Source organism: Mucilaginibacter sp. P4_A11, assembly GCF_056402535.1.
Window position 1 is genome coordinate 56,085 of sequence record NZ_JBFUHE010000007.1, and the last position, 26,356, is coordinate 82,440.

Sequence of the window (26,356 nt, forward strand, 5' to 3'; positions counted from 1 at the left end):
TTAATGTTTTTCCACCTGTAGTATGGCCTCGACAGAAAATTATGAACTTTTGCTTGGCAAAATCAATACTTTCACCCGGAAGTATTATTTCAATAATTTTCTGCGCGGATTAATATTTTTAGGTGCCGGTCTTTTCACTGCTTATGTGGTGATTACCCTGAGCGAATATTTCGGAAATTTCAGCATTCTGCTGCGCACCATTCTTTTTTACTTTTTTATCCTCCTCAATACGATATTGGTTTGCTGGCTGGTTTTGCCATCATTGCTGGCCTGGCTTAAATTGGGCAAAACTTTAACGCATGATGAAGCAGCCGAAATTATAGGGAAGCATTTTAACGATGTTCATGATAAGCTGCTCAATACCCTGCAGCTTAAAAAGCTGGCTGCCGAAGATGAAAGCCATCGTGCGCTTATCGAAGCCAGTATCGATCAAAAAATAGAGGCGCTTAAGCCGGTAAGTTTTCCGTCGGCCATCAATCTTAAAGAAAATACCAAATATTTAAAATGGGCGCTTGGTCCGCTGGGGGTTATTATCATTATTGCCTTAGCCGCGCCGTCTGTATTAACCGAGAGCACCAAAAGGCTCATCAGGCATAACGAATATTTTGTGCCTGCGGCCCCGTTTAAATTTGTTGTGCTGAACAAAACCCTTTCGGTGGTTCAGGGGAATGATTTAAAACTCGACCTTAAGTTGGAGGGTGATAGACTGCCTGCCGATGTTTATGTTGAAATGGGTGAGAACTCCTTTAAACTGGATAAGGATAATATCAGCCGTTTTCATTACCAGTTTAGCAACCTGCAGCAAAACACCCGTTTTAAATTATCGGGAAATGGGTTCAGTTCGGCAATCTATGAAATCAGGGTGAACCAGAAACCGGCGCTGCTCCATTTTGACGTTGAACTAAACTATCCGGCCTATCTGCATAAAAAAAATGAAAAGCTGCTTAACGCCGGCGATTTGACAGTCCCCGCCGGAACAACGGTGAACTGGCAATTGCATACCCAGTATGCCAGTGCACTTATGTTTGATATGAACGGCCAAAGCCATCCCGCCGTGCAAAATGGAGCGGATCTGTTTGAACACCGCGAACGGGTGCTGAAAAATTCGGTCTATAAACTTTTGCCGGTTAACGCGCAGGTAAATTATAGCGACTCGGCCACCTACCGCATCAGTGTTGTTACCGATGAAGCGCCTTCTATTTCTGTTGATGAAAAGCCGGATTCGGTAAGCATGAAGGCGTTTTATTTTAATGGGAAAATCCAGGATGATCATGGCTTTTCGTCGCTCACGTTTCATTACAATATTGAAGCCGCCGGTAACAGCAAAGCCAAAGAGTTTACCAAAAAAGTTAATGCCGACCTGGCTCAAACGCAGGCCGATTTCTTTTACTACTGGAACCTGAAGGAAATGGGCATCAACCCCGGCGACCATGTAAGCTACTATTTTGAGGTAGCCGATAACGACGAAGTGACCGGCCACAAAACAGCCCGTACTGCAAAACATACACTAAATGTCCCTGACAGCAAGGAGGTTAACCAACAGTTAAATGCGGGGTCAAAAGCAATAAAAGAAAAAATGGAGTCGGCCATTAAGCTGGCTGGGCAGGTTGAACGCGATGCGCAGAAGCTAAACCAAAATCTGCTGAACAAAAATACCCTCTCTTTCGATGAGAAAAAACAGGTAGAAGACCTGATGCAAAAACGGAAGGATTTGGAAGATCTGGTAAAAGATATCCAGGCCGATAACAAAAAGAATTTATACAACCGCCAGGAAAATCAGAAGCAAACCGACGAGATCATGGCCAAACAAAAACAGATAGAAGACCTGTTTAATAATGTGCTTGATCAAAAAACAAAAGAGCTGCTTCAAAACCTGCAGCAAATGCTAAATGAGCAGCAAAAGGATGCTACCCGCGACGAGTTGTCCAAAATGCAGATGGATAATAAATCCTTAAAAAAAGAACTCGACCGAGTGCTGGAATTGTACAAGAAGCTGGAGTTTGAACAAAAACTCAATCAAAATCTTGATCAGTTAAATAAGCTGGCCGATCAGCAGCAAAAGCTATCAGAACAAACCAAACAACCGGGGGCCGATCAAAAGAACCTGCAGCAACAGCAGGATAAACTGAAGCAGGATTTTCAGGATGTGAAGAAAGGCTTTGACGAACTACAGAAAACCAACGATCAGGCTGAGCGTAAATCCGACTATCAAAACCCCGAAAAGGAGACAAAAGATATTGAGCAGCAGATGGATCAAAGCGCCGGCGATCTGCAGAAAAAGGATAATTCAAAGGCCTCAAAATCACAGCAGCAGGCAGCCAAACAAATGAAGGAGCTTGCCGCCAAAATGCAAAAGGATAGTGACGAAGGCGAATCAAAGGAGAATGCCGTTGACGCGCAGCAGCTGAGGGAATTGTTAAAAAGCTTGGTTAACAGCTCATTTAACCAGGAAAAGCTGATGCAAACGCTGAAGAACACCAATCCTACGGATCCGTCGTACGTTACTTTATCGCAAAGCCAGAAGGATATCAAAGACAACCTGAAAACGGCCGAAGACAGCCTGTACGCCATCAGCAGGAGGGTGCCGCAGATCCAGTCGACAGTGAACAAGGAGATTGCCAGTATCAACGAGCATATTGACCAGGCCCTTGAGTTTTTGGGCGACAGGCGTACGCTGGAAGCCAACCGCAATCAGCAATATGCCATGACATCTATGAATAACCTGGCCCTGATGCTGAGCGAAGCGCTTGAGCAAATGCAAAAAATGATGAACAAGGGCGGTAAAGGGGGCAAGGGGAAACAGCAGTCGATATCACAACTGGCAAAAATGCAGCAACAGCTTAATCAAAATATGCAGAAGGCCCGAGAGCAGATGCAGCAGCAGGGAAACCAGGGTAAAGGCCAGCAGGGCAATAGCGGCAATATGAGTGAGCAGTTTGCTAAAATGGCACGTCAGCAGCAGATGATCCGTCAGGCTTTGCAACAAATTGACAGGGACGAAAACAAAGACGGGACAGGCGGGTTAGGCAATTTGGATAAAATTTCGAAAGAAATGGAACAAACCGAACGTGATCTCGTAAACAGGAAGATAACAGATGACGCGCTAAAAAGGCAGCAGCAAATACAAACCCGGTTATTGGAGGCTGAAAAGGCCGAGCAGCAACGAGATCAGGATCAGCAAAGAGAGAGTAATGCGGGTAAGGATTTGCCGCCGGGATACATAAAGGCACTGCAGGGGTACCAGCAACAAAAAGCAAAACAAACGGAGCAGATCAGAACGGTATCTCCGGCACTTAATTTGTATTATAAACAAAAAATTAAATCTTACTTTGATCAACTTAATGCCAAATAATATGGAAGAGGCAAATGTTCAAACCAGCGAGCTATATACGTTGCAGCTGCCGTCAAAACCGGAGAGCATAGCGTTGCTTGAGCAGCTGATAGAAGAAATTGCTGATAAATATCATGTTGAAGAAGATACTTTCGCCAACATGATGACCTGTCTTAACGAAGCGGTTATCAATGCCATTATGCATGGTAATAAACAGGACGAGACTAAAAAGGTGATTGTTAATGCTGAAGTTGAGCCCAAGCGTATTATCTGGACTGTTACCGATGAAGGTCCGGGCTTTGACTATAATAACCTTGTCGACCCCACAGCTCCCGAAAACCTCGAGAACCTGACAGGCCGCGGTGTATTTATCATTAAACACCTTGCCGATCAGTGCATCTTTAACGCATCGGGTAACGAAATTGAACTTCACTTTAAGATCTGATGCCCGCTATTAATTTTTTTGAAGAAGACACTACCTTTAAGCCCAAACAAAAAGCACAGTTAAGACAGTGGATCAAGGATACCGTAGTTGCCGAAGGTTTTAAGCTGAAAGAGCTTAATTACATTTTTTGCTCGGATGCTTATCTGCTGCAAATAAACCAGCAATATCTTGATCATGATACGTATACCGATATCGTAACTTTTGATAATTCAGAAGTTGAGGGGGATATTGTTGGCGATATTTTTATTTCGGTAGACCGCATCCGCGAAAACGGCGCCAAATTTAAAACCGGCGAAACCGATGAACTGCACCGCGTTATCATTCACGGGGCCCTGCACCTTTTGGGCTATACAGATAAAAGTGTTGTTACAAAACAAAAAATGACACAAAAAGAAGATGAGTACTTAGCTAAAAGAAATTTTTAGCTTTACTTTTATACTGGATTATTAAAAATCAATTGTAAAAAACCATGAAAACACTGGCACTCATCATCGCCTTATTATTTGCCACCGCACCTTCTTCAGTATATGAATTTAAACTGAAAACTATCGATGGCAAAGATTTTAGCTTAGCTAAATACAAAGGCAAAAAAGTATTGATCGTAAACACAGCTTCAAAATGCGGCTTTACCAAGCAATACGCTGATCTGGAAAAATTGTCTGAGCAATACAAAGGTAAACTGGTAGTTGTAGGTTTCCCGGCCAATAACTTTGGCGGCCAGGAGCCGGGCACTAACCAGGACATCAAAACTTTTTGCAAAGAAAACTTTAATGTTAAATTCCCGATGAGCGGTAAGGTAAGCGTTTTAGGTTTGGATATCGATCCGTTGTTCCAATACTTAACAACAGCTCCAAACCCTGAATTTACCGGCGATATCAAATGGAATTTCGAAAAATTCCTGGTAGACGAGAATGGCAAACTGATCCACCGTTTCAGGTCACAAACCACTCCGTTGTCTGAAGATATCACTAAATATCTGAACTAAGAATATTGTTATTTAATATGAAAGCCCCGGCAATTTGCCGGGGCTTTTTTGTTTGCAAAAGGGTCAATGTTATTAAGTTAAAAGATTTGCAGATTGCACCAGAGGTGCAAAAGGTTTGTAGGAATAAAAACAAATGAATTTTTAGTGTGCCAGAGAAGTTTCTAAAAAAATGTCATTTCGATAGAGCGGCGTAGGCTTAGGCATGGGGGCGAAAGAGAAATCTTGTACGCCCTGTAAAACAGTTTTGCAGGGTTTAGAGCTGAATGTATAAGATTTCTCCTCACCACATCCGCACATTTCCTCACCGGTTCGTTCGAAATGATATCTTCTTTTATTCATGATAATAATTAAAAGATGTGTTTACACGGTTCCCCCTCTGGGGGATTTCCCTTAACTTAATGACAGGTTAGTATTATACCTTCAATAAGGCTCATGCCAAGGGCGATAATTAATCCCAAACACCGTTTTGCGAGGTGAATATCACCGGCTCGCCGCCGGTTACCATAATGGTATGTTCATGCTGTGCAACGAAGCCTCCTTTATTGCCAAGCAGCGTCCAGCCATCAGCTTGTGTCTCGGCGATTGTCGACCGTGTTGAAATGAATGTCTCTATAGCTACTACCGAGTTCTTCTTGAAACGTGCAGTGTTATACCTGTCGCAGAAGTTCGCTATCTCGTGCGGTTCTTCGTGCAGGCTGCGACCAACGCCATGCCCGGTAAGGTTTTTTATTACGGTGTAACCGGCTTTTTTGGCTTCGGTCTCGATCAGTTTGCCTATCTCAGATATTCTGACACCGCCTTTAATGTTGCTGATCGCTTTCCTCAGGATCTCTTTCGACGCTTCTACCAGTTTGCCGTGGCCATGGATATCTTCGCCCAATATAAATGAACCGCCATTGTCGGCCCAATAGCCATTTAATTCTGCAGATACATCAATATTTATCAAATCACCCTCTTTCAGGATTTTGTCCGCAGACGGGATGCCGTGTGCTACTTCCTCGTTAATACTGATACAGGTATACCCGGGGAAACCATAGGTTAATTTAGGTGCAGAATTTGCGCCCATCTGTTCCAGCAATGCGCTGCCGTACTCGTCAAGCTCCTTTGTTGAAATGCCCGGTTTGGCAAACTCACGCATTTTTTTAAGCGTGATAGCAACAGCATCGCTTGCCTGCTGCATTCCGCTTTTTTCGTCTTCGGTTGTTATAGACATTTTAAATATTATCTACAGCAAAATTAACAATTATGCAGATATTGTATATCATGCCCGTGTCTAAGTTGCCGGATGCTTAGATAATCGGAACCTATTAGTCAAAGAAAACTTTTTTCTATCTTTGGCTCAAATGATAACAGGCATTAAATATGGCAACAATGAAAACATCAAATCCCTCATGAGGGTATTTCTTGTTTCGGAGCCCTTTTTTAATGATCCACCATTCTCTCCTTTTTGCTAAGTAAAAAGTACTTCTTTCAGATTTGCTTTTTGGTTCTTCAACATTATTTTCAAAACAATTTATTAAATGCGGGCAGTTTTATAACGCATAGTTATAGGTTGCCCAACCTGTCTTTTTAGCAAAAAATGAAAAAAACATTTGTTCTATTACATATAGCCGTATTGCTTGCCGGGTTTACCGGCGTATTTGGAAAGCTCATTTCTTTAAATGAGTATCTGCTCACCTGTTACCGCACTTTGTTCTCTTTTCTGTTCCTGCTTGTTATTGTTTGGATCAGGAAGCCACAATTTAACCGTTCCTGGGGTGGCATTTGGGAAATGGGTAAAGCGGGCTTATTAATATCCTTGCACTGGGTATTCTTTTATGCCAGTATCAAATACTCTAATGTTTCTGTGGGGGTAGTTTGTTATTGTCTTACCAGTTTTTTTACAGCATTTCTGGCCCCGCTTATTAACAAAAAGCCGTTTAACGTAACCGAACTGCTGTTAAGTACACTCACGCTTGCCGGCATCGGGCTGATCTTTCATTTTGATACTTCATTCCGTACAGGGATCATTCTTGGGGTGATATCATCTTTCCTGGCATCGCTTTACACGATCTTTAACGAACGGTTAGTTAAAAAATACGAATCAACCGTTATCAACATGTATCAAATGCTGGCCGGATGTATTGCATTAATTATAATGCTGCCGGTATATCTTTATTTTTTTCCTGCACAGACAATATTACCGGGAGTTACCGATACGCTTTATCTCCTGCTTTTGGCGCTTTTTTGCACTGTTGGGCTTTATGTGCTGGTTGCAGAAACTTTAAAAAAGATCTCTGCCTTTACGGTTAATCTAACTTTTAATCTGGAGCCCATTTACAGTATTTTACTGGCGATGGTTTTATTCAACGAATCCCGGCAGCTTAATTTATCTTTTTATGCGGGCCTTTTTGTGATCATCATATCGGTTGTTTTACAAGCTGGGATAAGCCGGAGGAAAAGGTTAGGATAAACTATTTGTTTATAACCATGTCATTGAGCGCAGCGCGGCAATCGCACGGAAGCATAGCCGCTCTGTATAGCATGCGATTGCCGCGCTGCGCTCGATGACATCATTAATTTCTCTGTTCAGAAACTCTTGCTGCCGCCTGCGCAGGTAAATCCATATTACCATCCTGCTTAATGAGGTTGAGCTTATGTTTGGTGATGATCCATTTGCTATCGGTTTCAATGAGCTCGGTATCGTAAGTTCCCTCCACAATCCATAGCTCATCGCCAATAAAATGATCGGCTTTGCCATAGTAATGTACAAGCGCTACTGAGCCGTTTTGCATCACATAAAAGTCGGTCAGTTGATGTTGCGTTTTGTCGAAGCCGGGCAAAAAGCCGCGCCAGGCCGTAATGATATTTTCTGAGGATACAAGGCTTGCCGGATTACCGGTCATAGAACTATAATCAAGCTCAACATTTTCGGCAAGGGCGTTTTTAACTTTGGTCCAGTCGCGCTCATCGGCTCCGCCGAACAAGGCAGTTACGGTTTCAATTATTTGGTCCTTCATGAGTTTGATAGAGATGTTTTATAGCTAAATATCAACAATCCGGTTCATTTTACATATAAACAACAATCTTTTATATAAACTTGTACTGTTATTGGTTGTTTTCCCAAAACGGCCGCCATAAAACATGAGTCAGGATTTTTACCAACATATTTTTGCTAAACAGCAAAACCTGGAGGCTGTGCCTTCAAACAGGGAAATTACGGCCTGGGCACTAAAAGTGATCCATTTGCTGTACCCCGAACAAACCGGGCAGCAGTATGCCTCAGTAGAGGAACTAAAGGATGAGTTTTTAAGACTGGAGAACGACCTTTGCGAAATTATGCATGCCACAAAAGCCTGCAGTAATTGTGATACCTCAAAGCTGGCCAAAAAATTCTTTGAAGGCCTTCCCGAGTTGTTCCGCATCCTGAACACGGATATCCAGGCCATTTTTAACGGTGATCCTGCCGCGCGGAGTGAGTTTGAAGTGATCCGTACTTACCCGGGGTTTCATGCTATTTCGCTTTATCGTGTGGCCCATAGTCTTTATATTGATGATATTCCTTTGCTGCCGAGGATACTTACAGAATATGCCCATTCAAAAACGGGGATAGACATTCATCCTGCTGCCAAAATAGACGAGTATTTCTATATAGATCATGGTACCGGTATTGTTATTGGCGAAAGCTGTACAATAGGAAAGCACGTAAAACTTTACCAGGGGGTTACCTTAGGCGCGTTGAGCGTAGATAAAAGTATGGCGAATACCAAACGTCATCCAACAGTTGAGGATAACGTGGTGATCTATTCGGGCGCAACCATTTTGGGCGGCGAAACCATCATTGGGCACAACAGTGTGGTAGGAGGGAACGTTTGGCTTACCAAAAGCCTGCCGCCAAATTCAAGGGTATATCATACCCCCAATCACCGGATATTGAAAAGGCTGAGCATTAAACTGTTCGGCGGAAAAAGATAAAGCATTTACCTAATAAAAAATATAATGGCTGGATTGATAGACCTGATAGGCAACACGCCTATGGTAGAAATAAAAAAGCTTAACCCGAATCCGAACGTACGGATCTTTGCCAAACTGGAAGGGAACAATCCCGGCGGCAGCGTGAAAGACCGTGCATCGCTTAATATGATCAGGAGCGCCATTGAACGCGGTGATATTAAACCAGGTACTAAACTTATTGAAGCCACCAGCGGCAATACCGGCATTGCACTGGCTATGATTGCAAGGCTGTTTGATCTGGAGATAGAACTGGTGATGCCATCCAACTCTACCCGCGAGCGTACACTTACCATGGAAGCTTTTGGCGCTAAAGTTACTCTGCTGGAAGGGATAGAACTTTGCCGTGACTACGCTGAAGAGAAAGCCGCCACCGGCGAATTCTTTCTGTTAAACCAATTTGCCAATCCGGATAACTACATGGCCCACGTAAAAAGCACGGGCCCCGAAATTTGGCGCGATACTGAAGGAAAGATCACCCATTTTGTAAGCGCCATGGGCACCACAGGTACCATTATGGGCTGTTCAAGATATTTGAAGGAGCAAAACGCTGATGTGCAAATTATAGGCTGCCAACCGGTTGAAGGCTCTTCTATCCCCGGTATTCGCAGATGGCCTGAAGAATACCTACCCAAGATCTTTGATGCGACAAGGGTTGACAGGGTAATGGATATCTCACAGGAAGAAGCTACCCAAATGGCCCGCCAGATGGCTAAAGTTGAAGGCGTGTTTGCCGGTATGAGTAGCGGCGGCGCGTTATCCGCCGCGATAAGGCTGGCACAGGAGTTGGAAGAGGGCGTTATTGTATTTATTTGCTGCGACAGGGGAGACAGGTATTTGAGCAGTGAGTTGTTTGGGTAAAACCTAACCACCACGTCATTGCTGTAACCATCAGGGAAGCCCTGAAAAAAACCGTGATGACGTATAAAACATATTTTGGCAACGGTGTGCGAGGGCCGCGTTAGGGATTGCAGTGAAAAGCCCACAGCGAGCGCTGGGTTAGCGTGCAGGCAAAGCGAGGACTTGTAACGGAAAGCCCGGGCCGCAGGCAACGCCCATGTTATAAAATTGATCCCAAAAACACACTTAATAATCAATAGCTTACGGTCACGTCATTATAAGGTACGAAGCAATGACGAACTATACAGAGCGGCTCTGCCTATCGGGGATTATTAATAATTATAATTTGTTTTTTATGGGTATTAATGAGCTCACTTCGGTCGGTTGTCTTCGTACCTCGCAATGACGTGGTGGATAATAGCATGTTACAATACCTCCAACCCTTTTAACTCTTCTTCCAATGCCTCTGCCGAAGTAAAGTGAATGCTTTTAATCCCCATCTTTTCCGCTGCTAAAATATTACGATAGTTATCATCTATAAATAAAGCTTCGGCAGCTTTTACGTCATAACGATCAAGCAAGAGCTGGTAAAAAGCAGGAGCAGGCTTACGCATTTTTTCGGCGCCAGACATTACAATGCCATCAAACCAGTTTAAAAAATCGTAGCGCTCTAAAGCGAAGGGAAAAGTTTCGGCCGACCAATTGGTTAATGCATAGATCTTATACTTGCCGCTTACTTTCAATTGCCTAAAGAGCTCTAAAGTACCATGCAACGGCTCGCCAAGCATCTCTACCCACCGAGAATAAAAGGCGCGGATATTAGCCTCATGTTCCGGATATTGAGCTACAAGCAGGTCTGTCCCATACTGTAAGGCCCGGCCCGCGTCCTGTTCCTCGTTCCAGTCGGAAGTGCAGATATTGGTCAGGAAGTCTTTCATTTCCTGCTCATCGGTAAACAGGCTGCGGTATAGGTAATGCGGGTTCCAGTCAATTAAAACGGCCCCCAAGTCAAATATTATAGTGTTGATCATTTCTTCTTAGCATGTATCTCGTGCACTTCGGCCTTAGTAACTACCGAATCTTTCAGGAAGATAACGAGGCTTGATGATGAGATCAACGTACCTGCTTTGTACTGACGGTCAAGATCATACACCATACTGTCCTTACTGCTTAATTGCGGCCGGTGAAGCAGGTGGATCACCTTTTGATATTTAAGACCATTGAGTTGCTTGCTGGCGATAAGATCTTCAACCATACCGGGGCGGTAGGCAAAGGTAAGTCCATCACCATCGTCCCATTTATCACGATCAAACTTTTGTTTACGGCTGCAGGCAGTTAGGCAAACTGCCACAAGGCAGGTAAATATCAATGAGGTTTTGTTGAGCATTTTATGTTTCGGTATTGAAAGCTATAAAACCACGTTTAATCCACCCGTCATTGCGAGGTACGAAGCAATCCCCGATCAGCAGGTTCGCTCTGTATAGTTCGCGATTGCTTCGTACCTCGCAATTACGTGGTGGTTTGTGGTTTTCCAGCATCTAAAAATACTGAAATTAATCTACCCCTAAAAGGTAGCCTTTAAAATCAGCAAAATCTTTACTGATGGCTACAGCTTGTTTGGTTTTTGATTCCAGTTCTTTTACCTGTTCGGGCACTTCAATTTTGGCTGCTACCTCATCGCTGAAAACATCAGGGAATTTACAAGGGTGCGCAGTTGAAAGGAATACACCGGCAGTATCAACAGCAGCATGGTCCTGTTTGTAATCGGTTAGGGCCTGCCAGGCTATAGCGGTATGAGGGCATGCCACATAATTATAATTATCAAATACCCAGTTGATGGCTTTTACTGTTTCTTCGTCATCATATTTAAAACCAACTACGAGCTCTTTCAGCGCTTCGGTATCGTTTTTAAACAGATCAGCAATGCGTACCCAGTTGCTTGGGTTACCAACATCCATTGCGTTAGATAGCGTTGCTACCGATGGTTTTGGCTGGTAAACGCCGGTTTTTAAAAACTCTGGCACGGTATCATTAACGTTGGTGGCCGCGATAAATTTTTCGACAGGTAAGCCCATTTTCCAGGCTAACAGGCCAGCGCCGATATTACCGAAGTTACCGCTTGGTACCGAGAATACTACTTTTTTGATGCCCTGCCTTAACAGTTGGGCATAAGCATTAAAGTAATAAAAAGTTTGCGGAACCAATCGTGCTATATTGATGGAGTTTGCCGATGTAAGACGGAATTTTTCGTTCAGTTCTTCATCAACAAAAGCCTGTTTCACCAGTGCCTGGCAATCGTCGAAAGTGCCGTCTACCTCAAGTGCACGGATGTTTTGGCCGTTGGTGGTTAGCTGCTGTTCCTGCACGCCGCTCACTTTGCCTTTAGGGTAAAGGATAGTAACACGGGTATTAGGTACGCCCAAAAAGCCAAGGGCTACGGCACCGCCTGTATCGCCGCTGGTGGCAACCAATACGTCAAGCTGTTTTTCACCGGCTTCAAGGAAATAGCTCATTACACGGCTCATAAAACGGGCGCCAAAATCCTTGAATGCCAGCGATGGGCCGTGGAACAACTCCAGTACATAAACATTGTCTTCCAGCTTTACGATGGGGGCCGGGAAATTAATAGCATCATCAATCAGTGCTTTCAGATCAGCTTCTGGAATAGAATCACCAAGCAGGTTTTGGGCTACTTTGAAAGCAATTTCGGGCAAGTTATATTTATCAAGGTTATTGATAAAATCATCATCCAAGCGGGGGATGCTATAGGGCATATACAAGCCTTTATCCTGCGGCATGCTGTTAAAAACGGCGTCTTTAAAAGATACTTCGGATAAGGTGTTATTGGTACTGTAGAGTTTCATTTTTGATTTCGGATTTCGGAATTTCGATTTCGGATTTATTTTTTCTGCACCCGTCATTGCGAGGTACGAAGCAATCGCGAACTATACAGGGCGGACCTGCTTATCGGGGATTGCTTCGTGCCTCGCAATGACGTGCTTTTTATAGTTTTTGACTTAAAACATTCGGCTCCTAACTTCAGACTCAGGACTATCCCAAAACCTTTGGCCCCGCGTCATTGATAGTTGATACGTAACTGTTGGAGCCAATTTTTAAACCGGTTAAATGCTGCTGTAATTTTTGAGTAATGCTTCGGGCTGTTGCTTCATCTCTGGTGAATGCAAAAACAGATGGGCCTGAGCCGGAGATTCCAAAGCTTACTGCGCCAAGTTCCATAGCCATTTCGCGCATTTTATAAAAATCGGGGATCAGCATGGAGCGTACCGGTTCAACAAGTACATCCTTCATGCTGCGACCGATCAGGTCGATATCCTGCATGAACAAGCCACTTACCAAGCCGGCAATATTACCCCACTGGGTTACGGCATCCTTCATCTGGATGTTTTTGCGGATGATCTGGCGGGCTTCCCTTGTAGGTACATCTACATCCGGAAATACAATAGCGCACCACAGGTTTTTAGGGTGCGGCAACCTTACCACATCAAGCGGCTCATAACTGCGGATCAACACAAAACCACCGAACAGGGCAGGGGCAACGTTATCAGCATGACCATGACCGCAAGCCATTTCTTCGCCCTTCATAGCAAAAGGTAACAGTTTTATTGGGTCGGAATCATCGCCCAATAAAGTTTTGATGGCAAACAACCCCGCAACCGTACTGGCCGAGCTTGAACCCAAACCACTGCCTATTGGCATTTTTTTATGCAACTCGATATCTAAACCAATATCAGCACGGCCAACGCTTTGCAGGTAATGCTGTACGCTAACACTCACGGTATTTTTTGCCGGATCAAGTGGCAGGCGACCGTCATCGCCTGTAATTTTACTAATAGTGATGCCAGGTTTGCCGGTCACACGCATGATCACCTCGTCGCCGGGTTCATCAACCGCAAAGCCCAGCACATCAAAACCGCAAACCACGTTGGCTACAGTTGCCGGAGCAAAAACGTGGATGCTGTCGCGCCCCCTGTTCCCCGAAAGGGGAGCCGCTTGCGGGGCTGCTTTTAATTCCTCTAAATTATTTTCCATGTTAAAAATATCAAACTATTGTTCCCTCTTTAGGGGGTTAGGGGGCAACTTAATTCGCGCCTACATTTATTAAATCAGCAAATACGCCTGCGGCGGTTACTTCGGCACCTGCGCCGGGGCCTTTTACAACCAGTGGGCGCTCGCGGTACCTGTCGGTAGTGAATGATATGATATTATCACTGCCCGATAGCATGTAGAACGGGTGATTTTCATCAACCATTTGCAGGGTGATAGTCACCTTGCCGTTTTCCAGTTTGCCAATGTAGCGCAATACCTTTCCGTCTTTTTCGGCCGCATCTTTTAGTTTGGCAAAATGCGCGTCTTCGGTTTTTAATGTTGCGTAAAAATCTTCAACGGTTTTGGCTTCAAGGCTGGCTTTTGGCAATACGCTTTCTATTTCAACGTCGGCTTCTTCCATTGGGTAACCAGCATCGCGGGCAAGGATGAGCATTTTGCGCATAAAATCCTTACCGCTCAGGTCATCGCGTGGATCGGGTTCGGTATAGCCTTTTTCCTGGGCCTCTTTAACCACATCGTGGAAACTGGCATCACCCTTAAAGTTATTAAAAATGAACGAAATAGTGCCCGAAAGTATTGCCTCGATCCGTTGTACCCTGTCGCCGCTGTTCATCAGGTTTTTAAGGGTATTGATGATAGGCAGACCGGCACCAACGTTGGTTTCATAAAAGAAATCAACACCATGCGCACGTGCGGTATCTTTAAATGTGCGGTATTGTTTGTAACTGCCCGAGTTGCCTATTTTATTACAGGTGATCACCGAGATGTTGGCTTTAAAGATCTCCTCATAAAAACCTATTGGAACCGGACTTGCCGTATTATCAATGAACACACAGTTGGGCAGGTTCATTTCTTTCATCCGGTTGATGAACGATTGCAGATCGGCCTCGTAAGGAGACGATTGTATGTCATCCTGCCAGGTATCTAAAGAAATACCATCACTGTTAAAAGTCATTTTGCGGGTATTGCTGATGCCGGCTATTTTAACCTGGATGCCGTTATTATCTTTTAAGTAATCGCTGTGGGCATTTAATTGGTTGAACAACGTTTTGCCAATGTTACCGGTACCTAAGCAAAATGCATGCAGGGTTTTGGTAAGCTGTACAAAGAAGGCATCATGCACGGCGTTCAGTGCTTTTGAAAGATCATTTGCGGAGATGATCACCGAGATATTATATTCTGACGAGCCCTGTGCTATAGCTCTTACGTTAACACCATTACGGCCAAGCGCGTGGAACAACTTGCCCGACATACCCGGCGTTTGTTTCATGTTTTCGCCTACTATAGCGAGGATAGCAAGGCTTTTTTCGATAACCAGATGCTCCAGTTTTTTGGCAGCAAGCTCCAGTTCAAATTCCTGTTCTATAACCTGCTTTGCACGTTCTGTATCCTGCGGTTGTACCGCGAAGGTAATGCTATGTTCAGATGATGATTGGGTGATCAGGATCACGTTGATCTGCTCGCGGGCAAGTAGGGAGAACAGCCTGCCGCTAAAGCCCGATTTACCAACCATGCCGCTGCCCTCTAAGTTGAGGATGCTGATATTGTTGATAGATGAAATCCCTTTGATTGGCAGGGTAGAGGCCTTGCAATCATGACGGATCACGGTACCTTCAAACTCCGGCTCGAAGGTGTTTTTGATCACGATAGGAATTTTCTTTAAAAATGCCGGGATCATGGTTGGCGGATAGATCACCTTGGCACCGAAGTAGGATAGTTCCATCGCTTCGGTATAAGTAAGCTCAGTTAACGAGAACGCTTTTTTTACCATGCGGGGATCGGCAGTCATCATACCGTTAACGTCTGTCCAGATCTGGATTTCCTGGGCGTTTAATGCAGCGCCGAAAATGGCAGCAGTATAATCTGAACCACCACGACCTAAAGTGGTGGTTTGTCCGGCATCATTACCTGCAATAAAACCAGTAACAATGAGGGTTTTGCCTTTGTTTTCTGTGTAAAGGCCTTGTATCAGTCTTTCTGAAAGTTCGGTGTTTACTTTGGCGTTGCCGAAGGCACTGTCGGTTTTGATCACATCGGCGGCATCAACAAAAAGTACATCGCCAAAATGCTGGGCCGCAATTTTGCTCACCATCAGGGTTGAGCAGCGCTCGCCAAAGGCCAGCACCTGGTCGCGTGTTTTCGGGGTAAGCTCGCGGAGCGTAAGTACGCCCTGCAGCAATTCTTCCAGTTGGTTGAAGTGAATTTTCAAGCGGGTGAGGGCCGGGTTTTGATTTTGCACATCAAGCAAAGCTTTCACGGCATCAAAATGGCGTTTTTCAAGCTCGGCAAGCCCGGCGGTAAATTCAATACCGTTGGCTGCGTCTTCGGCCATAGCCGAGAGCAGATTGGTTACACCGCCCATGGCAGATAATACCACCACTGGTTTTTCATCATTTTTTACTTCATCCTTCAGGATGCTTAACAGGGTTTGGATGCTGCTTACAGATCCAACGGAAGTACCTCCGAATTTTAAAACTTTCATTTATGGGTTTAGTATCAAGCTATAACAAAAAAGCCTTCCTCTTTGCGGAGGAAGGCTTTCATCTGGTTTTCATTTTTTATGTTTTACACCATACGATTATCTTCCTCCGAGGTTTATGCCGGTGGTAATAATAGTTGTAATAATGGTGTTGTTAATTGTCATATATAATGTCTGTAAAGTAAGTAGATTATTTTTGAATACGCAAGGATTATTTTACAAATTATGATTTTCGCAATAATTATCAGGCGACCGGGTGGGTAAATGATGGGTTTGATAATGAGGAGAATAAGTAAAAGGTTTTATCAGTAGCCGTATATTTAAGGCTTACGAAATTTAAAAAGCTTCGTAAGTCTGGATTCTAATTAAAAAATAGAATCGTCATTGCAAGGCACGAAGCAATCCCCGACTGTACAGAGCGAACCTGTATAGTGGCTCTGCCTATTGGGGATTGCTTCGTGCCTCGCAATGACGGTAGAATAAGTGTCTGATGCCAAAAATCCGCAATGAATTTAATTTGCTACTTTTGAACCTTGATAATATGCACGGACTAATAACAAAATCAACCGGAAGCTGGTACCAGGTACAAACACCCGATGGGCAAAAGATAGATTGCCGCATCAAGGGCAAGTTTCGTATAAAAGGTATCACCACCACCAATCCTATTGCTGTTGGCGATATCGTTGATTTTGAAATGGAGCCTGATCGCGAAGATGGTATTATCACCAACCTGCATCAACGCAAAAACTATATCATTCGCAAGTCTATTAACCTGAGCAAGCAGGCGCAAATCATTGCCGCCAATCTTGATCAGGCCATTCTGGTAGTTACGCTGGCCTCGCCACGTACCTCCCTTGGTTTTATCGACCGCTTTTTGGTTACTGCCGAAGCTTACGATATCCCTGCAAGATTAGTATTTAATAAACTTGACTTGTTCAGCGATGAAGGCCTGGAAGTATTGGCCGATTATAAAGCTATTTATGAAGATATCGGCTATCCCTGCTTTGAGGTATCGGCCATTGAGGGTACTAATATCAGCCAGGTACAGGATTTGTTGAAGGATAAGGTAACCCTGTTCTCCGGTCACTCGGGCGTAGGCAAATCAAGCCTGATCAACGCGCTGTTGCCCGAACTGGAACTGCGCACCAATATGGTATCCGACTGGAGCGATAAGGGCATGCACACCACCACCTTTGCCGAAATGTTCGAATTGCCGCAAGGCGGTTTCATCATCGATACCCCCGGCATCCGCGAACTGGGTGTTATCGACATTGAGAAACAGGAGCTTGGCCATTTCTTCCCCGAAATGCGCGAACGCATGAACCAATGCCGTTTTAACAATTGCCGCCACATCAATGAGCCCGGCTGCGCCGTGCTCGAAGCTTTGGAAGAAGGAGAGATAACCCTGTCCCGCTATGAAAGTTACCTGAGCATTTATCATGGTAATGATACAAGAGCCTAAGTAAGAGTCAAGACTTTTAGAATCAGGAGACAAGAAAAAACGCAACTCTTGTCATTTCGATAGAGCAGAGGTGGATAGTGTGTCGGAGCGAAAGAGAAATCTTATACACCATGTAAACCGACTGTATAGTTCGCTCAGCATGATGCATAAGATTTCTCCCGATGGTCGAAATGACAAATTTTTATTGATACTCTTACTTCTTCGCCGCTTCCTTTACCAGCACATCAACAATAGCCTGTTTATTAGGTAAATACTTATTGCATAAAAACAAGCCGCCTTTACCTGTGGTCGTGTTAAAGAATAAATAAGTACCAACACCCGGATCATCACCGTCATGCCCTATAGTACCATTGGTGTATAAATTCCAGAAAATGCCTTTATTGCGGTAGCTTAAATTAATGTTTTTAGGTGGATGTTCTTTGCTGAACTGCGCGGTAAACATAGCCTGGTACGAAGCTTCGGTCAGCAACTTTTTATCATGCCTGCTGATGGCCACTAAATATTTGCTCAAATCTTCGGGCGAAGTTTTTAAGCCGCCATCGGGATAGGTAACCAGGTCATATAATGGGAATCGGTTTTTTGGGTCAAGATATAAATAGGCGTGTTTCTTTAAATCTATATCTGAAATATGCCAGCCTGAATGATCCATCTTTAACGGTTTCAGAATATATTTTTGGGTAAAATCCGCGTACGAAAGTCCGGATTTGAGCTCGATCAGATAAGCAACCAGTGCCGAACCAATATTACTGTATGATGAAGTGCCACCTGCCGGCCCGTCGCCAAAATTGGCCTTGCTGTAATATTGGCCTTGCGGAGCCAGGTAATTGTACATGAACTGCGCTACGGTAGTATCCTTTAGTTTATCGCCAAAGCCCATCTGGTTTAGGGTGCTTATTGATACACTGTCGTACGCTCGTAGTTTAGGGTAAAAATGGTAACAATAGCGATAAATTTCAGGGTTATCGATAATACCCGATGTGTGGTTGGTTAATTCCCTGATGGTTATTTTGCCATTTGGGTCGTTCGGGTTGTTTACTTTGAAAGGCAAAACGTCATTAATATCGGTTTCTAAAGTAAAATATTTTAGTTCGATGGCTTTCATCAATGCAACGGCAATAAATGTTTTACTTACCGAGCCAATGTTTTGAATTGTACTTGCCGAATAGGGAACCTGGCCAGCAATATCAGCATAACCAAAACTATGTGAATAGGTAGTTTTGCCGGCATCGGTCATGATTACATACATGCCGGGGAGGCTTTCCTGCGTAAATGCCTGTTGTAGTTTAATGGTTAATGAATCCGAGGTGGTTTGCGCTTTAATGGCGTTTGATAACAGCGCGAAGGTTACAGCTAAAAGAAGTGTTTTCAAGGTTTTATAGGTTTTCATATATCTATATTACAACAAAGAATATATAAACCCCTATTGATCAATCAAAATTATGTTTTTAAAGTTCCTTTAAATAAAAAAGGCCTTGTGATATTCACAAGGCCCTGATACTTATTCGCCTAAAGCGGTCTTGAAATCCTCAAGCAAATCCTCAAGGTCTTCAATTCCAATAGACAGACGGATCATGCTTTCGGGGATGCCCATTTCGGCGCGGCGCTCGGCACCAAGCTCAAAGAAAATGGTTTGCGCAACTGGGATAGCCAGCGTACGGGTATCGCCAAGGTTACTTGATTTCACAACCAGTTTCAGCTTGTTTAAAAATGCCAGGCAATCAATACTTTCGTCAAGCTCGATGCTCATGAGTCCACCATAACGAGAAAACAGCTCGCCTGCCAACGCATGCTGCGGGTGCGATTCAACACCAGGATAAAATACTTTTTTCACTTTTGGGTGATTGTCGAAATATTTAGCCAGCGCCAATGCGTTGCTGCAAGCGCGGTCAAGGCGCAGTGCCAGTGTTTCGGCTCCAACAGAAATGCTGTGCGCAGCTTCTGGCGATAAAGTACCGCCGGCATCACGCAAGCCCTTCTTGCGGATCTGGGTCATGCCCAGGGCATCGGGTTTTACGGTTGCTTTGAAGCCGGGAAAAATGTTGGGATAATTTGACCAATCAAACAAGCCTGTATTGGTTACAGCACCACCAAGGGCATTGCCGTGACCGCCAATATATTTAGTTAACGAGTTAATAACCAAACTGGCTTTCACGTTAACCGGATTAAATAGGTATGGTGAGGTCATGGTATTATCAACCACGTATAAAATTCCTTTTTCCTCGCACAGGTCGCCAAGGTTTTTAAGATCGGCAATTTGAGTGGCGGGGTTGGCAATGGTTTCAACAAACACCATGCGGGTGTTTTCTTTTATTGCTGCGCGTACATTATCAACAGAGGTAGCATCAACAAAATCAATGCTGATACCCATATCAATAAACGTTTGAAAAATGCTGCGGCTGTTACCAAACAGGAACGAGCTGGCCACAATATGGTCGGTACCTTTAATAAGTGCCATTACCGTTGCCGAAATAGCGGCCATACCGGTTGAGAAAGCGATGCTGGATACACCATGTTCCATTTGGGTTACCTTTTGCTCCAAAGCGGTAACGGTAGGGTTACCCTGGCGCGAATAAGCATAACCGCTCTTTTTGTTCTGGAAAATATCAACCAAATCCTGTACATCTTCGTGCCCGTAGGTTACCGAAGTGTGGATAGGTTTGTGTAATGAACCATGCTCGGGTTTGCCAAGGCGGTCGGCATGTAATATGGTAGTAGTGAAGCCTCTTTTGGTACTCATTTTTTATCCTATTAATTAGATATACATAATAGCGGTTGCGAACTTAATTAATTACACACTAATTACACGAATGGAATTGACACTAATTGCACGAATGATATCGATTTGACACGAATGCTTTTATGAGGGTTACAATATGATCCGATCACACAAAATATATTGCATCAGAGATGGGATTGGTGAAATTCACCTAAATTGTGGCCGATATAAATGGAATTCGTGTAAAAATATATGAGAGCTGTACTACAACGTGTTACCCAGGCAAGCTGTACTGTTGATGGAAATGTCACAGGTGAAATAGCCGCCGGCTTTTTGGTGTTATTGGGAATTGAAGATGCCGACACCGCAGAAGATCTGCAATGGCTGGCCAATAAAATAGTTGGTATGCGGATTTTTGGCGATGAGAACGGCCTCATGAACAAAGCCCTTGCCGATGTTGACGGGAGTATATTGCTGATTTCCCAGTTTACCCTTTTCGCACAGACCAAAAAAGGAAATCGTCCGTCTTTTTTAAGGGCCGCTAAGCCTGATAAGGCTATTCCCATATATGAGCAGATGATCCAAACGCTTGAAACATTAACCGGCAAAAAAGTGGCCACAGGTATTTTTGGTGCGGATATGAAGATCAATTTATTGAATGACGGGCCGGTAACTATTATAATGGATACGAAGGATAGGGATAATCATTAGCATTTTTAACGAGATGTTTTTAGATGGTTGTTGTCATTCTGAGGAACAAAGGATCTTCTTCGATAAGCAGAGCTGTTATAGAAGGGAAAGAAGAAACTTCGTTCAATTAAAAATGGGTGTCATGCTGAGCCTGTCGAAGCATGGTGGGCAGGGCCTCTGTGCGCGACCCTTCGACAGACTCAGGGTGACAGGCCGTTTTTTGTCATTCATCTTCCGAGACCAACGTATTTAAACAACTCGCACGACAGCTGCTTTTAACCAATCTACTTACTACCCAACCCCTCTTCAATCCTCGCTTGCAAATCAGCTTTAAAAGCATCATCCAATTTCAACTCATTCTTCAGCGAATCCTGAAATAGTTGCTGCACCATATGATTAATAACACGGCTTTGCTTGTTGTATAATACGCACATACCACAACCGGCCAGGTGAATCCTCAGTTCCATTTCCTCGCGAAAGCTAAGTCGGTCAAGCTGCTTTTTTTCGATCAGGAAAGTAGCTTTCTTGCAGTTATATATGATTTTATTTAAGTAGCTCATTTTAATTCCAGTTTTTTTGAAGGCATGCCCTCAGGTTAACCTTTGCCCGGTGAATGATAACCCAAAAGTTGGCCTGGGTAACATGCAGTTCGGTGCAGATATTTTCGGTAGCCACATCATCAATGTGTTTCATGGTAAAAACCGCGTTCCATAGCGCAGGTAGCTTTTGCAGGCACTTTTGAAGTATGCCGTTCAATTCTTTTTTTAATAAGGGATCCTGCTCATCCATCCCGGCAATTGGTTGCGGAGCGTACGCTGCTTTCCAGTGACCGTTATCTTCCTCAAAAAACTCATCCTGCTCCTGCGCCGCTTTGCTGGCCGAAGCTATAGCCAAACCCGATGACTTTTTGCGGTATACATCTACAATTTTGTTTTTAAGGATGGCGGTAAGCCACGTTCGTTCGGTGCTTTTGCCCTCAAACCTGTCAACCTTTTCAAGTGCCGCCAGGAAAGTTTCCTGCACAAGGTCTTTAGCTATGTCCTTGTCATTAATACGCACAATGGCGTACATGTACAGGTAATCGGCGTAGGAGGACACCCATTTATGAGGGTTTAATACGGTAGTTTCGGTTGTCATGAAATGTAGTATGCCATTATAATAGCTTTGTTAGTCGGGCGCAAGTCTTAATCCTTACAAAAATAAGCTCAGAAGGAGCATTTTTTTTAAAAAGATGCCTTTATATTAATGATGAATTTGCATTATATGTGTTGATAATGAGATTATTGTGTAGGTATTTATATCAGCCAAGAAAAAGTTAAATTTGTTGTAAGGTTATCCCCATAAACCCGACAAAGGCATAAAAATGTATATCATTCAATCTGGATAAAATGAAAAAGATCAAGTTATTGGCACTTGTGCTGTTTTTTATATGTTCGATAATTATTTCAGCGGCTTTTATTAGCTGTAAAAGTGCGGCTAAAAACGGTAAAGAAGATGATTTTAAATACAATAATAAAGGCTTCGCGCTGGTTGAATTATTTACTTCCGAGGGTTGTTCAAGCTGCCCGCCGGCAGACGAGCTGGTAGCTAAAGTTCAGAAAGAAGCTGGCGATAAACCCATTTACATTTTGGCCTATCATGTTGATTACTGGGACCGCCTTGGCTGGAAAGATGCTTTTAGCAGTGCCGATTATTCAAAGCGGCAAAATGAATACGCCCGATGGCTAAAGCTGTCGCAGGTTTACACGCCGCAGATAGTGGTTAATGGTAAAACAGAATTTGTAGGCTCGCAGGAGGGCGCTTTGCGGAACGCTATCAAAAATAACTTACTGGTAAACAGTAATGTTCGGTTAAATCTTAGTATTATCCACAATGCCAATAATACCACATTAGTACAATACAGAACTGAAGGAAATGTCGGAAACGCACATAGCGTAATATCACTGGCCCTGGTACAAAAACAAGCGGTGATAAAAGTTAAAGGCGGTGAAAATGGCGGCCGCACACTTATCCATGCACAAATCGTTCGTAACCTGCAAACTTTGCCACTGATCAAAAGCACCGGCAGCGCAACTATTATCTTGCCGGCAGGGTTTGATGGTCCGGGTTGGGAAGTAATAGGCTTTATTCAAAACACTGATAACGGTGTAGTGTTGGCCGCATCAAAAAGTCAGTTTGAAGTGGCAGCAGCCGGGAGCCAACAGGAAGCTAAAAACATACAATAATTAAAACTGTCTGTGCCGAACAGCATAAGATCAATTAAATGAAAGCAATTAAAGAAAAACACCCCCTGTTAATGCGCTGGACGCATTGGGTAAATTTCCCAATCCTAACCATTATGATCTGGAGCGGGCTGCTCATTTACTGGGCTAATGATACTTATACGTTTACCATTTTCGGCGTTACATTTATCCGGTTTTTTCCGCAGGGTTTTTATGACGCGTTGCATATTCCCAGGCGGCTGGCCGAGGGTATGGCCTTCCATTTTTTGTTTATGTGGTTTTTTGCGCTCAACGGCTTTTTATATGTAATGTACACCATTATATCAGGCCAGTGGCGTGAGCTGGTACCAAACAGGCATTCGTTTAAAGAAGCCTGGCTGGTTGTACTGCATGACCTGCACATCCGCAAAATGGCGCCTCCTCAAAATAAATATAACGCGGCCCAGCGTATCGCTTATACGGCCATTATAATAATGGGCTTTGGCTCGCTGATAACCGGGCTGGCTATTTACAAACCGGTACAGTTTAATTATCTGGCATGGATCTGCGGAGGGTACCACCTGGCCCGCATCTGGCATTTTGTGCTCACTATTGGCTATGTGCTGTTTTTCTTGGTTCATGTTGTTCAGGTAGTACTTGCCGGCTGGAATAATTTCAAATCGGTGATCTCTGGTTTTGAGGTAATTGATGAAAAGTCACAACCCCTTATTCAAATTCAAAATGATGAAACTAACCAAAAAGCCGAGTAAGGTTTTTAGTAAAAATAAAGCTCCTAAAAAGGAGCTTACTGTTGAACAGAAGATCAGCCGCCGCAATTTTATCTCTTTCGGCAGTTTCCTTGCGCTGGGAAGTGCCGCTTATGGCGGATGGCGATGGCTTTACACCTCGCCGGAGGAAGTGCCAGGTATCACGGCAGAGGCACACAGGCCGTTACGTGCCGTGCTTAATGCCAATGAAAAGGTGGTACGGCAGTTATACAGCAATAAAAACCTGGTAAAAACCTATCCTAAAGAAATGGCCGCTAAAGTAGTGCGCCATAACAGTGATATCGGTTCGGAGGGGTTGATTGATGTAGATGCCTGGAAACTGTCTGTCAAAAAAAACAATGGCGAAATATTGCACATCAGTATTGACGAGATAAGAAAACTTCCCAAAACAGAGATCATTTATGATTTTAAGTGTGTAGAAGGCTGGGACCAGATTTCGCACTGGGGCGGCGTAAAATTCAGCGATTTTATTACGCACTTTAAGCTCGATGCGGAGACGGAGTTTGGATATGTGGGCATGGAAACCCCGGATAAAGAATATTACGTTGGCGTTGATATGCCAAGTGCTATGCACCCGCAAACCCTGCTGGCTTATGAGGTAAATGAAAAGCCTTTGCCGCCAAAACACGGCGCGCCGCTGCGGCTTATTATCCCGGTTAAATATGGAATTAAGAATTTAAAGCGGATAGGGAGCATCAACTTTAGCAATATCCGCCCCCGCGACTACTGGGCCGAGCAAGGGTATGATTATTATGCAGGGTTGTAAAAATTGAGGTTGAGAACAGCATTATATGTAATGTAATATTTGCATATTGCATTAGATGCCAGCCGACAAACTACCACTTTCCAAACAGCTTGCTTATGCCTGCGGAATGATAGGGTGGAGCATCATGACCAATATTATCATCGTGATGTTGCCTTACTTTTACCTGCCGCCAAACAATGCAGGGCTTACACCGCTGGTACCTCAACTGTTACTTTTTGGTCTGTTCAACATCATGTCTGTAATTACAGCTTCCGGCCGTTTGGTGGATGCTTTTTTTGACCCCTTTATTGCCTCGCTAAGTGATAAGAGCGAAAACCGGCGCGGGCGGCGTATCCCCTACATGCAATGGGCTATTTTGCCTGCCGTTTTATTTTGCGGCTTAACTTTTTGCCCAATGGTAAAAGGCGAAAGTATCCACAATGCTTACTGGCTTACATTTACGCTTATTTGTTTTTTTATGGGTGCTACTGCCTATATTATCCCATATAATGCCTTGCTGCCCGAGCTTACCCACACAGGCCGCGAGCGGGTTAAACTATCGTCATTACAGCAGGTGGGGTTTGTGATCGGTATTATCTTATCGGCCATGGTCAATAACTTTGCCGACTGGGTACAGCGCTTTGCCGGGATAGCCAATCGTGATACCGCTGTGCAATATACCATTTGGGGGCTTGCTGTTTTTGCCGGGCTGGTAATGCTGGTACCTATATTTGCACTTGACGAAAAGCATTATTCCAACGGTCACCCTTCGCACTTATCGCTATGGCCTGCTATACAAAAGACTTTTCAGAACCGGAATTTCAAATACTATCTGATATCTGATTTTTCATACTATATGGCATTAAGCATTATATCAAGCGGTTTGTTATTTTTTTTGAAATCGTTGTTAAACCTGCCCGAATCTATGGGAGGGGAACTTATGGCTACTATGGTATTGGTATCGTTGTTGTTTTACCCGCTGGTTAATTACCTGTCACAAAAGATCGGCAAAAAACCTATTGTACTTTTTTCGTTCGGGTTATTGAGTTTGATTTTTGTGGCGATATTTTTCCTGGGTAAACTTCCACTGACACCGGAGCTGCAGATCTACACCCTGGTTATTAGTGCTTCATTTCCGTTGGCATCGCTGGGTATTTTGCCTAACGCCATTCTTGCTGAAATTGCCCAGAACGATGCCAAGCGTACCGGCGAAAACCGGGAAGGCATGTTTTTCGCAGTTAAATACCTGTTTGTAAAGCTTGGCCAAACACTGGGGATTGCATTGTTTGCCTTTTTAACGGTTTACGGCAAAGACCCCGGCAATGATTATGGCCTGCGCCTGAATGGTATTTGCGGCTGCATACTTTGCTTGATGGCTATTGTTTTTTTTAGCAGGTTTAGGGAGGGTGAGGAGAATGGTTGATCAGGATCGTTAGAAAGAATCGCTTCATTTCTTCAGTAACATAACCATTCCTTTTCTTAGCTCAAGTTTTACGGAATGCAAAAGATCGTTGGGTGACCTTGGGTTCACGGAAGCTACAAGCCAGCACCGCCCCATCCTGCACATAAGACTTTCGCCAAAGGGGTTTGAACGCTTGCTATGCGTGTGCCTGTGA

The 26,356-nt window shown here is 43.9% G+C and carries 24 protein-coding genes; 13 read left to right on the plus strand and 11 right to left on the minus strand.

Annotation, left to right across the window (positions count from 1 at the left end):
* Positions 1 to 22 precede the first annotated feature (22 nt).
* Genes AC1DUD_RS15155 through AC1DUD_RS15170 form a run of 4 tightly spaced genes read left to right on the plus strand, consistent with a single transcriptional unit; the run spans position 23 to position 4,761 of the window.
* Complete coding sequence (locus AC1DUD_RS15155; RefSeq protein WP_477375721.1) at positions 23 to 3,352, plus strand: DUF4175 family protein; 3,330 nt, start codon at positions 23 to 25, stop codon at positions 3,350 to 3,352.
* A 1-nt stretch (position 3,353) separates the two neighbouring features.
* A complete protein-coding gene (locus AC1DUD_RS15160) occupies positions 3,354 to 3,776 on the plus strand; it encodes an ATP-binding protein (protein WP_477375723.1) in 423 nt (140 codons plus the stop codon).
* Positions 3,776 to 4,201 carry an rRNA maturation RNase YbeY gene (gene ybeY, locus AC1DUD_RS15165; protein ID WP_121232805.1) on the plus strand — a complete coding sequence of 142 codons (426 nt, stop codon included), beginning with the start codon at positions 3,776 to 3,778 and terminating at the stop codon, positions 4,199 to 4,201. Before AC1DUD_RS15160 ends, ybeY begins: the two co-directional genes overlap by 1 nt.
* 44 nt (positions 4,202 to 4,245) lie before the next feature.
* Positions 4,246 to 4,761 (plus strand): glutathione peroxidase, encoded by a 516-nt coding sequence (locus tag AC1DUD_RS15170; RefSeq protein ID WP_477375725.1) that lies wholly within the window; start codon positions 4,246 to 4,248, stop codon positions 4,759 to 4,761.
* Between the two features lie 448 nt (positions 4,762 to 5,209).
* Here the strand turns inward: AC1DUD_RS15170 and map are convergent, their stop codons facing one another.
* Positions 5,210 to 5,974 carry a type I methionyl aminopeptidase gene (gene map / locus AC1DUD_RS15175; protein ID WP_477375727.1) on the minus strand — a complete coding sequence of 255 codons (765 nt, stop codon included), beginning with the start codon at positions 5,972 to 5,974 and terminating at the stop codon, positions 5,210 to 5,212.
* Positions 5,975 to 6,340: 366 nt separating this feature from the next.
* On the opposite strand from map, the gene AC1DUD_RS15180 reads away from it, so the two are divergent.
* Positions 6,341 to 7,213, plus strand: coding sequence for a DMT family transporter (locus AC1DUD_RS15180; RefSeq protein WP_477375729.1), 873 nt, complete (start codon positions 6,341 to 6,343; stop codon positions 7,211 to 7,213).
* Positions 7,214 to 7,316: 103 nt separating this feature from the next.
* On the opposite strand, the gene AC1DUD_RS15185 is transcribed toward AC1DUD_RS15180, so the two are convergent.
* Entirely contained in the window at positions 7,317 to 7,760 is a 444-nt protein-coding gene (locus tag AC1DUD_RS15185) for a nuclear transport factor 2 family protein (protein ID WP_477375731.1), read from the minus strand.
* Positions 7,761 to 7,884: 124 nt separating this feature from the next.
* Here AC1DUD_RS15185 and epsC point away from each other — a divergent pair, with 124 nt between their 5' ends.
* On the plus strand, positions 7,885 to 8,715 hold the full coding sequence (gene epsC, locus AC1DUD_RS15190) for a serine O-acetyltransferase EpsC (RefSeq protein ID WP_330857730.1): 831 nt from the start codon (positions 7,885 to 7,887) through the stop codon (positions 8,713 to 8,715).
* A 24-nt stretch (positions 8,716 to 8,739) separates the two neighbouring features.
* The gene (gene cysM / locus AC1DUD_RS15195; RefSeq protein WP_477375733.1) at positions 8,740 to 9,612 is read left to right on the plus strand and encodes a cysteine synthase CysM; all 873 of its coding nucleotides are present in this window, start codon (positions 8,740 to 8,742) and stop codon (positions 9,610 to 9,612) included.
* A 404-nt stretch (positions 9,613 to 10,016) separates the two neighbouring features.
* On the opposite strand, the gene AC1DUD_RS15200 is transcribed toward cysM, so the two are convergent.
* The 5 genes from AC1DUD_RS15200 to thrA form a co-directional block, all read right to left on the minus strand.
* Entirely contained in the window at positions 10,017 to 10,622 is a 606-nt protein-coding gene (locus AC1DUD_RS15200) for an HAD family hydrolase (RefSeq protein ID WP_477375735.1), read from the minus strand.
* Positions 10,619 to 10,978, minus strand: coding sequence for a hypothetical protein (locus AC1DUD_RS15205; protein ID WP_477375737.1), 360 nt, complete (start codon positions 10,976 to 10,978; stop codon positions 10,619 to 10,621). The genes AC1DUD_RS15200 and AC1DUD_RS15205 overlap by 4 nt, the downstream gene beginning before the upstream one ends.
* A gap of 166 nt (positions 10,979 to 11,144) precedes the next feature.
* A complete protein-coding gene (gene thrC, locus AC1DUD_RS15210) occupies positions 11,145 to 12,455 on the minus strand; it encodes a threonine synthase (protein WP_477375739.1) in 1,311 nt (436 codons plus the stop codon).
* A 187-nt stretch (positions 12,456 to 12,642) separates the two neighbouring features.
* Positions 12,643 to 13,641: a homoserine kinase gene (locus AC1DUD_RS15215; RefSeq protein WP_477375741.1), complete on the minus strand. Its 999-nt coding sequence runs from the start codon at positions 13,639 to 13,641 to the stop codon at positions 12,643 to 12,645.
* Between the two features lie 49 nt (positions 13,642 to 13,690).
* Entirely contained in the window at positions 13,691 to 16,141 is a 2,451-nt protein-coding gene (gene thrA, locus AC1DUD_RS15220) for a bifunctional aspartate kinase/homoserine dehydrogenase I (protein WP_477375743.1), read from the minus strand.
* A gap of 538 nt (positions 16,142 to 16,679) precedes the next feature.
* On the opposite strand from thrA, the gene rsgA reads away from it, so the two are divergent.
* Entirely contained in the window at positions 16,680 to 17,600 is a 921-nt protein-coding gene (gene rsgA / locus AC1DUD_RS15225) for a ribosome small subunit-dependent GTPase A (protein WP_477375745.1), read from the plus strand.
* Positions 17,601 to 17,793: 193 nt separating this feature from the next.
* On the opposite strand, the gene AC1DUD_RS15230 is transcribed toward rsgA, so the two are convergent.
* Complete coding sequence (locus AC1DUD_RS15230) at positions 17,794 to 18,987, minus strand: serine hydrolase domain-containing protein (protein WP_477375747.1); 1,194 nt, start codon at positions 18,985 to 18,987, stop codon at positions 17,794 to 17,796.
* Positions 18,988 to 19,098: 111 nt separating this feature from the next.
* Complete coding sequence (locus AC1DUD_RS15235; RefSeq protein WP_477375749.1) at positions 19,099 to 20,337, minus strand: cystathionine gamma-synthase family protein; 1,239 nt, start codon at positions 20,335 to 20,337, stop codon at positions 19,099 to 19,101.
* 231 nt (positions 20,338 to 20,568) lie between these two features.
* Here AC1DUD_RS15235 and dtd point away from each other — a divergent pair, with 231 nt between their 5' ends.
* Positions 20,569 to 21,027 carry a D-aminoacyl-tRNA deacylase gene (dtd, locus tag AC1DUD_RS15240; protein WP_477375751.1) on the plus strand — a complete coding sequence of 153 codons (459 nt, stop codon included), beginning with the start codon at positions 20,569 to 20,571 and terminating at the stop codon, positions 21,025 to 21,027.
* Positions 21,028 to 21,290: 263 nt separating this feature from the next.
* Here the strand turns inward: dtd and AC1DUD_RS15245 are convergent, their stop codons facing one another.
* Together AC1DUD_RS15245 and AC1DUD_RS15250 are read right to left on the minus strand one after the other, a co-directional pair.
* Positions 21,291 to 21,566 (minus strand): hypothetical protein, encoded by a 276-nt coding sequence (locus AC1DUD_RS15245; RefSeq protein ID WP_477375753.1) that lies wholly within the window; start codon positions 21,564 to 21,566, stop codon positions 21,291 to 21,293.
* Between the two features lies 1 nt (position 21,567).
* On the minus strand, positions 21,568 to 22,143 hold the full coding sequence (locus AC1DUD_RS15250) for a sigma-70 family RNA polymerase sigma factor (protein ID WP_477375754.1): 576 nt from the start codon (positions 22,141 to 22,143) through the stop codon (positions 21,568 to 21,570).
* 251 nt (positions 22,144 to 22,394) lie between these two features.
* Between AC1DUD_RS15250 and AC1DUD_RS15255 the strand changes: the two genes are divergently transcribed.
* The 4 genes from AC1DUD_RS15255 to AC1DUD_RS15270 are packed head-to-tail and all read left to right on the plus strand — an operon-like array spanning position 22,395 to position 26,163.
* A complete protein-coding gene (locus AC1DUD_RS15255) occupies positions 22,395 to 23,231 on the plus strand; it encodes a DUF1223 domain-containing protein (protein ID WP_477375756.1) in 837 nt (278 codons plus the stop codon).
* A 38-nt stretch (positions 23,232 to 23,269) separates the two neighbouring features.
* Complete coding sequence (locus AC1DUD_RS15260; protein ID WP_477375758.1) at positions 23,270 to 23,977, plus strand: cytochrome b/b6 domain-containing protein; 708 nt, start codon at positions 23,270 to 23,272, stop codon at positions 23,975 to 23,977.
* Complete coding sequence (locus AC1DUD_RS15265) at positions 23,949 to 24,761, plus strand: molybdopterin-dependent oxidoreductase (RefSeq protein ID WP_477375760.1); 813 nt, start codon at positions 23,949 to 23,951, stop codon at positions 24,759 to 24,761. The genes AC1DUD_RS15260 and AC1DUD_RS15265 overlap by 29 nt, the downstream gene beginning before the upstream one ends.
* 55 nt (positions 24,762 to 24,816) lie before the next feature.
* Positions 24,817 to 26,163: an MFS transporter gene (locus tag AC1DUD_RS15270; protein WP_477375763.1), complete on the plus strand. Its 1,347-nt coding sequence runs from the start codon at positions 24,817 to 24,819 to the stop codon at positions 26,161 to 26,163.
* Positions 26,164 to 26,356: the final 193 nt, after the last annotated feature.

Bases quoted from the DNA above. Each gene is read 5' to 3' on its own strand.
- AC1DUD_RS15155 (WP_477375721.1), top strand. From the start codon at position 23: ATGGCCTCGACAGAAAATTATGAACTTTTGCTTGGCAAAATCAATACT.
- AC1DUD_RS15160 (WP_477375723.1), top strand. From the start codon at position 3,354: ATGGAAGAGGCAAATGTTCAAACCAGCGAGCTATATACGTTGCAGCTG.
- ybeY (WP_121232805.1), top strand. From the start codon at position 3,776: ATGCCCGCTATTAATTTTTTTGAAGAAGACACTACCTTTAAGCCCAAA.
- AC1DUD_RS15170 (WP_477375725.1), top strand. From the start codon at position 4,246: ATGAAAACACTGGCACTCATCATCGCCTTATTATTTGCCACCGCACCT.
- map (WP_477375727.1), bottom strand. From the start codon at position 5,974: ATGTCTATAACAACCGAAGACGAAAAAAGCGGAATGCAGCAGGCAAGC.
- AC1DUD_RS15180 (WP_477375729.1), top strand. From the start codon at position 6,341: ATGAAAAAAACATTTGTTCTATTACATATAGCCGTATTGCTTGCCGGG.
- AC1DUD_RS15185 (WP_477375731.1), bottom strand. From the start codon at position 7,760: ATGAAGGACCAAATAATTGAAACCGTAACTGCCTTGTTCGGCGGAGCC.
- epsC (WP_330857730.1), top strand. From the start codon at position 7,885: ATGAGTCAGGATTTTTACCAACATATTTTTGCTAAACAGCAAAACCTG.
- cysM (WP_477375733.1), top strand. From the start codon at position 8,740: ATGGCTGGATTGATAGACCTGATAGGCAACACGCCTATGGTAGAAATA.
- AC1DUD_RS15200 (WP_477375735.1), bottom strand. From the start codon at position 10,622: ATGATCAACACTATAATATTTGACTTGGGGGCCGTTTTAATTGACTGG.
- AC1DUD_RS15205 (WP_477375737.1), bottom strand. From the start codon at position 10,978: ATGCTCAACAAAACCTCATTGATATTTACCTGCCTTGTGGCAGTTTGC.
- thrC (WP_477375739.1), bottom strand. From the start codon at position 12,455: ATGAAACTCTACAGTACCAATAACACCTTATCCGAAGTATCTTTTAAA.
- AC1DUD_RS15215 (WP_477375741.1), bottom strand. From the start codon at position 13,641: ATGGAAAATAATTTAGAGGAATTAAAAGCAGCCCCGCAAGCGGCTCCC.
- thrA (WP_477375743.1), bottom strand. From the start codon at position 16,141: ATGAAAGTTTTAAAATTCGGAGGTACTTCCGTTGGATCTGTAAGCAGC.
- rsgA (WP_477375745.1), top strand. From the start codon at position 16,680: ATGCACGGACTAATAACAAAATCAACCGGAAGCTGGTACCAGGTACAA.
- AC1DUD_RS15230 (WP_477375747.1), bottom strand. From the start codon at position 18,987: ATGAAAACCTATAAAACCTTGAAAACACTTCTTTTAGCTGTAACCTTC.
- AC1DUD_RS15235 (WP_477375749.1), bottom strand. From the start codon at position 20,337: ATGAGTACCAAAAGAGGCTTCACTACTACCATATTACATGCCGACCGC.
- dtd (WP_477375751.1), top strand. From the start codon at position 20,569: ATGAGAGCTGTACTACAACGTGTTACCCAGGCAAGCTGTACTGTTGAT.
- AC1DUD_RS15245 (WP_477375753.1), bottom strand. From the start codon at position 21,566: ATGAGCTACTTAAATAAAATCATATATAACTGCAAGAAAGCTACTTTC.
- AC1DUD_RS15250 (WP_477375754.1), bottom strand. From the start codon at position 22,143: ATGACAACCGAAACTACCGTATTAAACCCTCATAAATGGGTGTCCTCC.
- AC1DUD_RS15255 (WP_477375756.1), top strand. From the start codon at position 22,395: ATGAAAAAGATCAAGTTATTGGCACTTGTGCTGTTTTTTATATGTTCG.
- AC1DUD_RS15260 (WP_477375758.1), top strand. From the start codon at position 23,270: ATGAAAGCAATTAAAGAAAAACACCCCCTGTTAATGCGCTGGACGCAT.
- AC1DUD_RS15265 (WP_477375760.1), top strand. From the start codon at position 23,949: ATGATGAAACTAACCAAAAAGCCGAGTAAGGTTTTTAGTAAAAATAAA.
- AC1DUD_RS15270 (WP_477375763.1), top strand. From the start codon at position 24,817: ATGCCAGCCGACAAACTACCACTTTCCAAACAGCTTGCTTATGCCTGC.